General features: G+C 67.9%; 11 protein-coding genes. 2 read left to right on the forward strand and 9 right to left on the reverse strand.

The features are described from left to right. Positions 1-617: 617 nt before the first annotated feature. Together uraH and uraD are read right to left on the reverse strand one after the other, a co-directional pair. The gene (uraH, locus tag C8D78_RS17780; protein ID WP_120955201.1) at positions 618-959 is read right to left on the reverse strand and encodes a hydroxyisourate hydrolase; all 342 of its coding nucleotides are present in this window, start codon (positions 957-959) and stop codon (positions 618-620) included. Beyond that, positions 956-1,453, reverse strand: coding sequence for a 2-oxo-4-hydroxy-4-carboxy-5-ureidoimidazoline decarboxylase (uraD, locus tag C8D78_RS17785; protein ID WP_120955202.1), 498 nt, complete (start codon positions 1,451-1,453; stop codon positions 956-958). Before uraD ends, uraH begins: the two co-directional genes overlap by 4 nt. 321 nt (positions 1,454-1,774) lie before the next feature. Here uraD and C8D78_RS17790 point away from each other — a divergent pair, with 321 nt between their 5' ends. Further along, positions 1,775-1,954 (forward strand): hypothetical protein, encoded by a 180-nt coding sequence (locus tag C8D78_RS17790; RefSeq protein WP_120955203.1) that lies wholly within the window; start codon positions 1,775-1,777, stop codon positions 1,952-1,954. A 155-nt stretch (positions 1,955-2,109) separates the two neighbouring features. On the opposite strand, the gene C8D78_RS17795 is transcribed toward C8D78_RS17790, so the two are convergent. From C8D78_RS17795 to C8D78_RS17825, 7 genes are all read right to left on the reverse strand, one after another. Beyond that, the gene (locus tag C8D78_RS17795; protein ID WP_120955204.1) at positions 2,110-3,234 is read right to left on the reverse strand and encodes a phosphotransferase; all 1,125 of its coding nucleotides are present in this window, start codon (positions 3,232-3,234) and stop codon (positions 2,110-2,112) included. A gap of 109 nt (positions 3,235-3,343) precedes the next feature. Further along, positions 3,344-5,092, reverse strand: a complete 1,749-nt coding sequence (locus C8D78_RS17800) for an ABC transporter ATP-binding protein (protein WP_244208474.1) — start codon at positions 5,090-5,092, stop codon at positions 3,344-3,346. Between the two features lie 134 nt (positions 5,093-5,226). Then, a complete protein-coding gene (locus C8D78_RS17805) occupies positions 5,227-6,402 on the reverse strand; it encodes a glycosyltransferase family 4 protein (RefSeq protein ID WP_120955205.1) in 1,176 nt (391 codons plus the stop codon). Then, positions 6,399-7,619 (reverse strand): glycosyltransferase family 4 protein, encoded by a 1,221-nt coding sequence (locus C8D78_RS17810; RefSeq protein WP_120955294.1) that lies wholly within the window; start codon positions 7,617-7,619, stop codon positions 6,399-6,401. The genes C8D78_RS17805 and C8D78_RS17810 overlap by 4 nt, the downstream gene beginning before the upstream one ends. Further along, positions 7,606-8,853 (reverse strand): glycosyltransferase family protein, encoded by a 1,248-nt coding sequence (locus tag C8D78_RS17815; RefSeq protein ID WP_120955295.1) that lies wholly within the window; start codon positions 8,851-8,853, stop codon positions 7,606-7,608. The genes C8D78_RS17810 and C8D78_RS17815 overlap by 14 nt, the downstream gene beginning before the upstream one ends. A 175-nt stretch (positions 8,854-9,028) precedes the next feature. Continuing rightward, positions 9,029-10,573, reverse strand: coding sequence for a sensor histidine kinase (locus C8D78_RS17820; protein ID WP_120955206.1), 1,545 nt, complete (start codon positions 10,571-10,573; stop codon positions 9,029-9,031). 109 nt (positions 10,574-10,682) lie between these two features. Next, on the reverse strand, positions 10,683-11,348 hold the full coding sequence (locus C8D78_RS17825; protein WP_120955207.1) for a response regulator transcription factor: 666 nt from the start codon (positions 11,346-11,348) through the stop codon (positions 10,683-10,685). Between the two features lie 370 nt (positions 11,349-11,718). Between C8D78_RS17825 and C8D78_RS17830 the strand changes: the two genes are divergently transcribed. Next, positions 11,719-12,639, forward strand: a complete 921-nt coding sequence (locus C8D78_RS17830; protein ID WP_120955208.1) for a 2-hydroxyacid dehydrogenase — start codon at positions 11,719-11,721, stop codon at positions 12,637-12,639. Positions 12,640-12,642: the final 3 nt, after the last annotated feature.

Raw genomic sequence — 12,642 nt, forward strand, 5'->3', positions numbered from 1 at the left:
CTCTGCGCGCCGGCCCGCTGAAGCAGGCTGCGCATGATGTACCGGGCACGCTCCGTGCCCTGTTCCTGAATCAGCGTATCCAGGGACTCCAGCCACTCGGCGGTCTCTTCCGGATCACGATCAGGCAGCTGGTTTGTCAACCCGCTGAGGATATGGGAGGTATCTTCTCCTGCAGCCACGTCCAGCCTCTCTTCATCGTTGAATGGTTGGCTCAAGTTTTCATTGAGTGAGAAAATTTTCTTGCAATTCGAGATTATCGATGCGGCTCGGGGCACGTCAACACCAGCGGCGCATCACCACGGCTCTGCAGTCACAATCGGTCGGAACGGCCCCACAAGCAACGCGGGGTCAGATATGGCCCATTGAGCCGCACGGCACCGGCCGTATCTGACCCCGCGTTGCATGCTAACCGGGGCGTCGCTTGGTAACCGGGGCGTCGCTCAGGCCGTGGCGAGCAGCCTGCCTCAATGCCTGGAGAGCAGCGGGACCCCGGTCATCTTGGGGCAGTGCCACAGCGTCACGGCCACCGAGTCAAGCACGGGCGACGGAGACCTTCCGGTGTGATTCCGGGTGGATGACGGGGCGAGCATGCACCCAACGGCGGCCCGAGCGTGTAGTTAGCTGCCGCGGTACGTGGAGTAAGCGAAGGGGCTCAGTAGGAGCGGGACATGGTAGTGGTCCTGGGACTCGGACACCGCGAAGGTCAGTGTGACCTCGGGAAAGAAGGTTTCGATTCCGGCCGCCCTGTAATAGCTTCCGGTGTCAAAGCCCAGCCGATAGGTGCCGGACGAAAGCTTGTCCGGCCCGAGAGACTTGATTCGGCCGTCGTCGTCCGTGGCGCCTGCCGCGATCTTGGTCCAGCGCTCGCCGTCGAGCTTGTGGAAGGTGACGGCGACACCGGCTGCGGGCTTGCCGGTGACGGTGTCCAGGACGTGGGTGGTGACGTGGGAGGGGCTCATGTGCCGATCAGTCCTTCGAGTCGGAGCACCGCGATTTCGCGCAGCTGCTGGCCGATGATTGCTTGTTCCTGTTCCAGGGTGTGCGCAAGCCTGGCGTTGAGGGCGGCGAGGACGTCCTCCCGGCTGCGGCCGGCGGCGCGGATAAGGAAGACCTGGCCGAATTTTTCTTCGTAACTTCGGTTTCCCTCGGTGATGGCTGCCGCAACAGCCGGGTCCGGAATGCCCAGGCCTGCCTGCTCCGACTGGGAAAGCCGGGCCTCCGTGCTGTTTCCTGCGGCCCGTTCGCCGATGCGCGGATGGTGGGCCAATGCGGCCGCAACCTCCTGCCCGGTAAAGGGTTCTGCTGCCTGGTTGGCGGCTTCGATGAGGCTCGCGGCGTTCCCGAAGGGCCGGCCCTGAACGATCTCCTCGATCCACCGCTCAATGTCCAGGCACGGACGCAGTGCGGCCGCGGCCTCGGCATGTCCGGCCGCGTTAAAGTCTTCCAACAGCATGTGTCAGATCCTTTGTGTCAATGCTGGCATCCACGGCGTAGGGCTATACGGGCAAGATATTCGTATCGTGGAACTGTTATTTCAGCATATGCAAAAAATTGAACCCTACCGCGCCCTGGGTGTCAACCGCCTGCCCGTTTCCGCGGCGCTTGCCGACATCCGCGCCGGAATCCGACGGGCGCGCCCCGGATCCGCGGTGCGACCGTCCGAAACCGGCGCGGAAACCCGCGGGCGTAGCGGATTTCCGGCGCGCATACCCCTGGGGGTATGCTAGAGATTCGAGAACCACCGACCGAGAACCGCTGACAAGGGAGAACCCGGATGTGCCGTGCAGTTGCCTGCAAGAAGTGCGGAAAGACCACCTGGGCCGGGTGCGGCCAGCACGTTGACCAGGTAATGCGGGGCGTCCCCAACGCCGACCGCTGCCGCGGCCACGAGGGCGAGACCAGCACCACGACCGGCACCAAGACCGGCTTCTTCGCCAAGCTGTTCGGCCGCTAGGAAGCCCGCCGTCGCCGGCCATCAAGGCTGAGCAAATCCAGCCGCGGTCAGCGGCCCCCGGTTTTTCTAGCCTTGCCTGCCAAGGAGGACAGGCGGGCCGCCGCCGGCCATCAAGGCTGAGCAAATCCAGCCCCGGTCAGCGGCCCCCGGGTTTCCTAGCCTTGCCTGCCAAGCAGGACAGGCGGGCCGGACTCGTAGCCGGACGCCAGCGGAATGTGCGCGGCACGTTCGTCGAGTACGGCCAGGGCTCTGGCCGAACGCTTGGGAAACGGGGAACAGGCCAGCCGCAGCCAGACGCCGTCGGAATAAGCATGGAACCGGTCCGGGCTGACGTGCAGCTCTTCCGCCGCAGCCAGGATCCGCGTGTGGGCCGCCACATACCGGTCCGGCGAAATGCAGGCTACGCGGGCACCCAGTTCCAGATGAACGTCCAGGTTGGCCAGATCCAGGGCGGCCTCGGCCTGGGCGGTATCGTCGAAATCCAGCAGGCCCAGCGGCGAGGAGCCGCCGGCAGCGAGGATTTGCTTGTCGTGGAGGTCCCCGTGCGCCCAGACCAGCGGATCCGGCGCGGTCCGGAGCAGGTTCCGGGTCACCTCGTCGGCCCGGGCGCTCAGGGCGTCGCGTTGGGTTGAGGCTTCCGGGATGTCGTTGTGGTGCCGCAGCCAGCGGTTCACCCAGCGCCGCAGATCGGCAACCTCCACCTCCGGGGAATGGACGGGCAGGGCGGCCAGGGCTGCGTGCCCGGCGGTGCTACCCACCTGCGCGGTCCAGGCGTGCTGCCATCTCTCCCACAGCCGGTCGAGCTCCCCATCGCTGAGACCCGCGGTGTCGTCGCCCAAATCCCCCAGGGGCCGGCCGGGAACGGCGCTGAAGACGATCACGTCCGGAGAATTCCGCAGCACCCTGGGTGCGGTGAAGGTCCCGGGGGCCAGGAGGAGCTCGGTCTGCGCGCAGCGTTCCGCGGGGACGATTGCACCGCCGGGCGGGAAGACCTTGATGTAGCCAGCATCGGTCCGGACGACGGCGCGCATGTGCGGCCGGTAGGACACCAATTCCCCGTGCCGGGCCTCCGCACGCAGGGACGGAAGCCCCGGATCGTCCTCAGACAACAGCTCGAACGCTCCGCCACGGAGAACGCCGCCCTGGACGCCGGCCTGCCCCGGCGCGACGACCTCCAGGATGTAGTCGCCGACCGTGCTGTCCGGCCATACCCGGTGGATCCGCCAGGTTTGCCCGGAAGAGTCGACGGCGGACCGCGGGACCGGCGGGTGCCAGCTCATGCGATCAACTCCAGGGCTCGGCGGATATGCCAGTCCGGCGGCCGCTGCGCCGGCGGCCGCTGGGTCTGCAGGCGCTGTCCCGGCGGCCGCTGCGTCTGCAGGGCGGCAATCATTTCGGCACCTTGAACAGTTCACCCGGTTCTGCGGTCTGCTGCCGATGGACCCAGTCGGCAAAGCGGGAGTCCGGATCGGCCAGCAATGACTGCGGCGCTCCATCTTCGAGAATTTCGCCGTCTTCGAGCCAGATCACCCGGTCGCTCGACTGGGCCGAGTTGACGTCGTGGGTAATTGTGATGGAGGTCCGGCCCTCGGTGAGTGTGTCCAGGGCCTCGAGGACCGAATCCCGCGAGGCCGGATCAAGGCCCGCGGTCGCCTCGTCCAGGATCACGATGGGGGCCTTGCGGAGCATGGCGCGGGCCACGGCCAGCCGTTGACGCTGTCCGCCGGAAAGATCGTTGGCCGCCTCCCCAAGGACAGTTTCGTAGCCCTCGGGCAGTGCGCGGATGAAGCCGTCGGCCTGTGCAAGGACGGCCACGGCTTCGATCTCCTCATCGGTGGCATCGAGGCGGCCGAACCTGATGTTTTCCCGGACCGACGTTCCGAACAGCACGGAGTCTTGGAGCAGGATTGAGACGTGGGCACGCACGGAAGCGATGGTCAGGCCCCGCAGGTCCTTCCCTCCGAGACTGACACTCCCCTCCCAGGGGTCCACCATCCGAAGGATCATGGACGCCAGCGTGGACTTCCCGGCCCCGGAGGGCCCCAGCACGGCGCAGTGCTGACCCGCCGGTATGGTCAGGTTGATCCCCTTGAGTACCGAAGCCCCGTCGAAGTGGCCGGCCCAGACGTTGTCGAAGACGACGTCGGGGTGCGGGCTCGCCAGCGGGACGGCATTGGGCGCCTCGGGCACATCACTCTGGGCATCGAGCAGGTCCGCCACCCGCTCCCCGGAGGCCGTCGCGCGGGCGATACGGCTGGTGTACCGGGCCACATCCTTGAGCGGCCTCATCCCGGTTTTCAGGTAAAACAGAAAAACGGTCAGATCTCCGGGGGTCATCGCATGTTGCATCACCCTCCATCCGCCGGCAGCCAGGACCACCCCCGTCGCGATTCCGGTCAGGACGTCGGTTTTCCGTTGCAGGCTGGCGGACAGCCGTAGCGTGGCCACCCCCGAGCCAGACGCTGCCTGGTTGCTCTTGCCGAAACCCGAGCTGAGGGTGTCTTCGAGTCCATACGCCTGGACTTCGCGCATTGCTCCCAAGGTTTGTGCGGCCGTGGTGGCCAGGGCGCTTTCGCCCTTGCGTGACGTGCGGGCCGCGGTGGTAATCGATCCCGAGCTCTTACGGGAAAACAAAATGAATATCCCGATGGACAGGAACGTCACCAGGGCGATAAAAGGATCGAGCCAGAGCATGATGATCATCATGGCGATCAGGGACACGACGTTGCCGATGAGGGGGAGCCCTGCTGTGACGGCCACGTCCTGCAGCCGGGATACGTCCGCGACGAGCCGTTGGACCGTGTCGCCGGTGGAGGCGTGGCTGTGGTGGCGCATCGAGAGGCTCTGGAGGTGGCGGAAGGTCCTGGCCCGCAATTCGGAGGAAATGCGGGTACCCACGAGGGCGAACGAGATCGAGGACAGGTAGCTTGCCACGGCCCGGACCAGGCTGATGACAACCACTGCCCCGGCGCAGAGAAGCAACACCTGGAAGCTAGCCTCCACGCTGAGCGGGGACCTGCGCAGATTGGCGCCGAGTGAGTGTGAGACGGAGTCGAGGACGATCTTCACCGGCCACGGTTCCAGAAGCCGGAAGAGGATCTCCACGGCCATGGCAATGAATCCCCAGGTGATGAGCATCCTGTGCCCGCGCAGATGCGGGCGGATGCACCGCAAGGTTCGCTGCATCGGAGTGGGTTCGGCCGGCTCGCTGGTGCCGGCCCTGCGCCACAGTGTTCGCCAGCTACGGGGGTGCGAATGCCTGGCCTCGGTGGTCATCGCATTGCCAGTCTGCGTGCGGGCGGGAGTGCCCCGGTGATCCGGGACAGCACCCCGCTCCAGCTGAACTTCTGCACAGCGTCACTGCGGGCCTCGCGCCCGAGCCTGTCCCGCAGACCCGGGTCTTCGCCGAGCCGAACGAGGGCGTCGGCGAGTGCGGCCGGCTCCCCGGCCGGGACGAGGATTCCGGTGCGGCCGTCCTGAATGATGGACGGGATCTGGCCCACGGCGCTCGCGATCACGGGCAGCGCGGCCGCCATGTACTCAAAGACCTTCAACGGCGAGAAGTAATCGTCCTGGCCTGGGGCGTCCGGGGGATAGGGTGCGGCCGCGGCGTCAAATTCTGCCAGGAGTGCGGGCACGGCAGCCGGCGGAACGGCGCCGGTGAACACCGTTGGCACGCCGAGAGACTCGGCGAGGCGTTCGAGATCCGCCCGCCCGGGACCGTCACCGACCACCTGGACCTGCCAGCGCAGACCGGGGTCACGTGTCTGTTGGTTGGCCAGGGCCACACCGTGCAGCAGGCCGGGGACGCCATGCCAGGGCTTCAGCGTTCCGACAAACCCGACCGTGAGGTGGTCCGGATTTCGGCGCCCGGGGCGGCGGGCCGAAATCCGGTCGACGTTCACGCCGTTCGCTGCCAGCACGGTCCTGGCGGTCGGCACCCGCGCCCGCACCCAGTGCACCACGGGATCCGAGACGCAGGCCACGACGTCGGCCGTGGCCGCGTTGCGGCGGAACACCGTGTCGGCCTTCTTCACATCCAGCAGCTGGCGGTACCGCTGCTGCTCCTCAATGAGTGGGGCGTTGACCTCGAGTACTGACGGCACGTCCAGGACGCGGGCCACCACGGACAGCGCCGGACTGAAGAGCGAATAGCGCTCGTAGAACAGCCCGCAGCCGTTGCGCAGGACCTCGTCCGCCAGGCCCAGGGCGGCGTCCTGCACGGCCCGTTCCCGCGCGGGGCCCGGGACGGATTCCGGCCTGACCTCGACGACGTCGAGATCGACAAGATCGCTGGGCCGCTCGGTGCCGAGCTGGGTGCAGTAGACCGTGACGGTGGCGCCGGTCCCGCGCCACGCCCGGACGATTTCCTGGACGTGCACTGAGGAGCCCTTGGTGCCGAAAACAGGCACGCCGGGATCAGCGCAGAGGTAGGCCACGCGTGTCATGCGGCGCTCCTTTCAGAACGGGAGAGGGATCTCAGGAGCTCGGCCTGGCGGTGGACGTCGTAGTCCTCCTCGATCACGGCCCGGGCATTGCGGGACAGGGCAACCCGGTCCGTGGCGGGGGAGCCGAGGGTGCGGATGCCGCGGGCCAGTGCGTGCGGATTTCCCGGCCGGACCAGGACCCCGGTGCTGCCGTTCCGAACCACTTCGGGGATCCCGGTGACGGACGTGCTGACGCAAGGGACGCCTGTGGCCATGGCCTCGAGCAGCACCGTGGGCATGCCGTCGGCGTTGCCGTCGGCGCCGACCACACACGGCGCCACGAAGACGTCGGCGGAGTCCAGAAGCTCGTGGACCTGGTCCTGGGTCTGCGGGCCCAGCAGCCGGACATGTTCACCGAGCCGGAGCTGATCGATGCTGGCCTCCAGTTCGTCGGCCATGAGCCCGGTCCCGGCGATCCGGAGGTCCAACTTGACCCCCTGGTCCAGCAGTTCGGCGGCCGCGGGCAGCAGATGCTGGAAGCCTTTCTTCTCCACCAGGCGACCGATGGCCGCGATCCGCAGGGTAGGTCCGAGCGGGCGGGGCTCCCGGTACGGGAAGTGCTCCAGCTCCAGGCCGTTGCGCACCAGGTGGAGCCGGGACGTCGAGCCCGGGAAGCGGCGGCGCAGGTAACGCAGGTTGTACTGGCTGATGGTCACGGCATGGTGGGCCTGCTCCAGCTTGAGCCGCAGATCGTCGTCGCGGACCGATTCATGGAAGATGTCCACCGCGTGGGCCGTAAACGAGAAGGGGATGCCGGTAATGAAGGACGCCAGCCGGGCGACCGTTGTGGCGCCCGACGCGAAGTGGACGTGCATGTGCCGGAGGTTCCGGCCCTGCAAAGCGGTGGCCAGGTTGATGGCCTGGACGGCTTCGTCCGCCGTGGCGGCGGCGAGTTCGGCGAAGTTCCGGCCGATGGCGGCCGTGAGCCCCGCCTCGTCGGCCAACTGAAGGGCCTCCCACAGGGCAATCGTCTTGATGGGGCGGTCAATGTAGGTCACCGGCGCCTGGACCCGGGCGAGCTCGGGGTGGAATCGGGCGTCGTTGGTGGGCAGGAGCGAGAAGATTTCGATCCGGTCCCCCGCAGCTTCGCGGGCCAGGATTTCCGCAACGATGAACGTTTCGGAGAATCGCGGATACATCTTGAGGACGTAGGCGGTCCCCGGTTCAGACGGCGACACGGCTCGCACCGCCCTTCGACCGGCCTGCGGCAACACTTTCGTCCGCCCGGAAGTGATTTGCGCTGACCTTGTCGGGACCGACTTGATTGGAATCGGCCTTCGGCTGCAGTAACTCGGCGGCAAGTTGCGGAACGCGGACCAGCCCGTCGAGGACGGCCCGACGGCGGTCCACGGTGGTTCCGAGGCGGGAGGCCAGCCAGTCGGCGAGGACTGCCGGCGTCAGCGTGCCGATCTCGTGCTGCTCCAGGTATCCTGCCGCGGAGAGGGACGCGGCCCGGATCCGTTGCTCGGCGCGAGACTGTGTGCGGGGCACGATCAGCGCGGGGACAGAGCTGCTCATGATCTCGCATACCGTGTTGTAGCCGCCCATGGAAACGACGGCGGCGGCGTGCCGGATATGGAACACGATGTCATCGACCGTGGACACGACTTTGACGCCGGGGCGGCCCCGGTCCCGAAGGTCGCTGAGCTGCTCGGCGGGCATCTGCGGTCCGGCGACCACCAGATGGCCCAGCCCGTCCGGTATCGGCGTGGCGACGGCAATCCTGGCCAGGGCATACCCGTCCGAGCCCCCGCCGACGGTGGTCAGGCAGTACCGCCCGGGCATGCAGCTGGTCCCGCCGGCCGAGGGGCGTCCCTCGGCGAGGTAGCCGGTGTAACGGATGAGCTTGCGGAGGGCGAACGGTATCTCGCCGGCGGCCACGGGATCATGGACGGCGGGATCGCCGTAGACCCAGATGGCATCGAACAAGGCCTTGACCACGCGCGGGCCGCCCACCTTGGCCCATTCGGTGGCGGCTGTGGCGGGCGAGTCCAAGACCTCCCGGAGGCCGAGCACCACCCGCGCCGATCCGGCGCGTGCGCGCCGCAGGGCAGTTTCGAGTTCGCCGTGGACGCCCGTCGCGTGGCGGTCCACGATCACGAGGTCGGGGCGGAATCCGGCCAGCGTGGCCTTCAGCAGTTTGGCCCGGAGCGGCACGAGGTCCTGCATGGTCAACGTCAGGTTCCGGGGAAGGTAGCCCTCGGATCCCTTCCCGACGCCGGGAAGTAGCACCCAGTCCCATCCCTCGGGCAGCTCGAACGCCGGTGCCAGAGCGGTGCCGGTGATGAGGATTCCGGTCACGGGGCGGCCGGTAAGCCCGGGAAGCTGATTATTCAGCGCATGGGCGAGGGCCAAATTACGGCGCACATGTCCCAGACCCACCGAGTCGTGGGAATACAGCACTATCCGCATCGGCTCCACGGCGATTCCTCCCCCGGCACGGCGTTCCGGACGGCGCTGTAGTGGCCGCCGGGTCCGGTGCTGGCGCGCTCTGATGATAGTTATCAGCCTGCGCCCGAAGAGTGAGGACGGGATGAGGGGAAGATTAAGGGTTTTTCATCCAAGGCCCTGTCACCGGCACGCCGGGTCAGACCCGGACGCTGGCGGACTGCAGCGGAATCCGGATCAGGAACGTGGCGCCATGGCCGTATTCGGATTCCACGGTGGCCAGGCCGCCGTGGGCCTGGGCGATTGCCGCGACGATCGCCAGGCCCAATCCCGAGCCTTCCTCGCCGCGGCCCGTGTGGGCCCGGCCGAACCGTTCGAAGATCCGTTGCTGGTCTTCGGGCGCGACGCCGATGCCGTCGTCGCGCACCCACAGCAGGAGGGTGTCCGACGCCGGCAACGGGGTGCCGTCGGCCGCCGTCGGGCCCTCAATCCGGGACCCGAGCGCAATGGTGGAGGACGGGCCGGTGTACTTCACGGCGTTCGCGGAGAGCTGGACCAGGGCCTGGGTGAGCCGCTGCGGGTCTACTTCCACGACGTAGTCGGCCTTTTCATCGATCAGCCACTGCCTGTCGGCCAGGACGCGCACCTTCTCCATGACCTGGTCCAGGAGTTCGGGGATCGGGACGGGCTCGCGCCGGATGAAGCCGGGGTCCCCGGAGTTGGCGAGCAGCAGGAGGTCATCCACCAGGCGCTGCATCCGGTCCACCTCGTCCAGCAGCACGTCCCGGGTGGCAATGACATCCTCCGGGTCATCGACCGTCTCGAGCTCGAGGTGGCCGCGCAGGATGGTCAGCGGGGTCCGCAGCTCGTGGCTGGCGTCATCCAGGAACTGCTGTTGCTGCTGGGCGCCCTCGTCCAGGCGTTCCAGCATGGTGTTGAAGGTCTTGGCGAGCAGGGTGACGTCGTCCTCGCCTTTGCGGACTTCAACCCGTTGCGTGAGATCCTCCGGGCTGACCGCGCTGGACGCCTCGCGCAGCCGGCGGAGCGGATAGAGCAGCCGGCCGGCAACGAGGCCGCCGATCAGCGCGGCCGCCAGCAGCATGCCGAGGGCCACCAGCGCATACGTCCGGACGGAGGTGACGTTGTGTTCGCGTTGATCACCCGCGTCCCGCCCGATCAGGAAGAAGGTGCCGGGGGCGCCTTGAACGGGCAGCACCAAGGTCCGCAGCGGGCGGCCGTCCGCGTTCAGTTCGCCGAAGGCCGCGCCGGCCGCGTCCCTGAGTCCGGCGGCGTCGTCGAACAGGGCGGTGTTCAGATGGGGGTTTTCCTTGCTGCCCTCAACAGTCCAGGCCACCCGTCCGTTCTCGATTCCGGCCATGACCTCGTTGCCGCGCGGCTGGATGTCCTCTGCGGCCTCGTGGAGCGCGCTGATGTAGCTGGTGTCGGCGTAGTCCCCGGAGGTCTCCTTGTTGGTCTGCACGAGTTTGACCACGGAGTTGGCTTTGTCCAGGATCGCCTGGTCAATCCGGGCGTCGGAATCCTGGAACTGGACCACGAACGTGACCAGCCCCGCGATGACCATCCCGGCGAGCATCATGCCCAGCATCGCGGCCACCACCCGGAAACGCACCGAGTGGATCTTTGCCCCCCAGCCGGAGGGGTCCTGTGCTTCCGCCGCCGGGGAGGTCGGCGCCGGGCCGGCCTGATCTTTCCCGCCGTGCTGCTCATCCGAGATGGTCACCATGTTCCCCTTCCGGTGACGGTCCTCATGTTCTGCTGACAGCCGCTGTTTGCTGACACAGGCTGCGCCTGACTGGCTGCTGACACGCGCTGTTGGCCGGCGGCGGCCGAAGCTATCCCAGCCGGTAGCCGGCGCCGCGCGTGGTGAGGATGTGGTTTGCGCCGATCTTCATCCGCAATTGCCGCACGTACACGTCCACCACGTTGGACGTGCCGTCGAAGTCGTAACCCCAGACGTGGCTCAGGAGTTGCTGCCGGCTCAGGACCTGCCCCGGGTGCAGCAGGAACATTTCCACCAGGGCGAATTCGCGGGCGGAGAGCTCCACCATCCGGCCCTCGACGCTGACCGTGCGGGTGTGCAGGTTCAACTCCAGGGGACCGTAGCGCAGGATGCTCCCCGCCGTCGGATCGCCCGGGTCCCCCCGGCGCGTCCGCGCCCGGATGCGGGCCACCAGTTCCTCGAAGTGGAACGGCTTGACGATGTAGTCGTCGGCGCCGCCTTCGAGGGCCGCGACGGTGTCGGTCGACGAGCCGCGCGCGGTCAGGAAGATGACCGGGATGCCCACCTGGCCGTGGCGCAGGGCCGCCAGCACGGCGAAGCCGTCCAGGCGGGGGAGCCCGATGTCGAGGAGCAGCAGATCGAATTCGCCGCTTGCCGCGTAGTCCACGGCCGTGACGCCGTCGGCGACCACCGTGGGGGCATAGCCTGCCGCGCGCAGGCCCTTTTCGATAAAGCGGGAAATGCGCTCTTCGTCTTCTGCGATGAGGATGCGGATCAAGATGCCTCCCTGGGAACAGCCCGGAACCGGGCGCCACGGGGCCCGGGGGTTTGGCCGGTGCATTCCGGTCAGGGCGGCGCGGCCGGCCGTGCCGGACCGGGGATCCAGGCTTCGGCGGGACGGCAGGATCGTGTTTCAGAAGGAATGGCCATCTGGTGCTCCCCAGAGGACGGACCCGCATCGTAAGGGTCCCTCGGACAGGGGCGGCGGATACTATTCCCGCTATCTTCATCCTGCCCCTACAAGGATGAGTGCGCCACCCGTTTAGGGTTGATTTTCAGCGTGTTAACAGCCTGCGCGCGGCCCTGCGCCGTCGGCGAACGGTGCTGCCTCGCGGAGGGCCCCGCCGTCGGCTACTACGCTGGCATTCATGACCCGGAAAATTACTGTCAGCCTGCCGGACGCCTTGTTGCGGGAATACCTTCAGCCTCACCCGGACGTGACCGTCCTGGAGTGGGACTTCGCCGGTGCGCCGCCGCGGCCGCGGATCGACATCGTGGTGCCGCCGTACATGGGCGGCCCGCAGGTCCTGCGGAGCCTGGAAGCGGTGGAAACGGTGCTGGTCCAGAGCCAGTCGATCGGGTACGACGGCGTGGCGGACTTCCTGCCGTCCGGCCGGGTGTTCGCCAACGCTGCCGGCGTGCACGAGACCTCCACCGCGGAGCTGGCGCTGGCCCTGATCCTCGCCAGCCAGCGTGAGCTGCCCCGGATCATCCAGAACCAGGCCGAGGGCCGGTGGGATGCCCGGCCCACCGCCAGCCTGGCCGATCGCCGCGTCCTCATTGTGGGCTACGGCGGGGTGGGCAAGGCGATCGAGGACCGGCTGCTGCCGTTCGAAACCGCCGTGACCCGGGTGGCCAGCAGGGCACGGACGGACGAGCGCGGCCACGTCCACGGCATCGACGAGCTGCACAGCCTGCTGCCCGGGCACGACGTCGTGGTGGTGGGGGTGCCGCTCAGCGACGCCACCCGGCACCTGATTGACGACGCCTTCCTCGCGGCCATGCCCGACGGCGCCCTGGTGGTGAACGTGGCCCGTGGACCGGTCGCGGACACCGAGGCCCTGGTGAAGCACACCGGCTCGGGCCGGATCCGCGCCGCCCTGGACGTCACCGATCCCGAGCCGCTGCCGCAGGACCACCCGTTGTGGCGGACCCCGGGCGTCATCATCAGCCCGCATGTGGGCGGGGCGAGCTCGGCCATGCGCCCCCGGATGGGGAAGCTCCTGCAGCGGCAGATCGACCTCATGCTGGCCGGCGAACCGCCGGCAAACGTGGTGCTGGGCGGCTGAACG

It is taken from the genome of Arthrobacter oryzae (assembly GCF_003634095.1).
Lineage (GTDB): Bacteria > Actinomycetota > Actinomycetes > Actinomycetales > Micrococcaceae > Arthrobacter > Arthrobacter oryzae.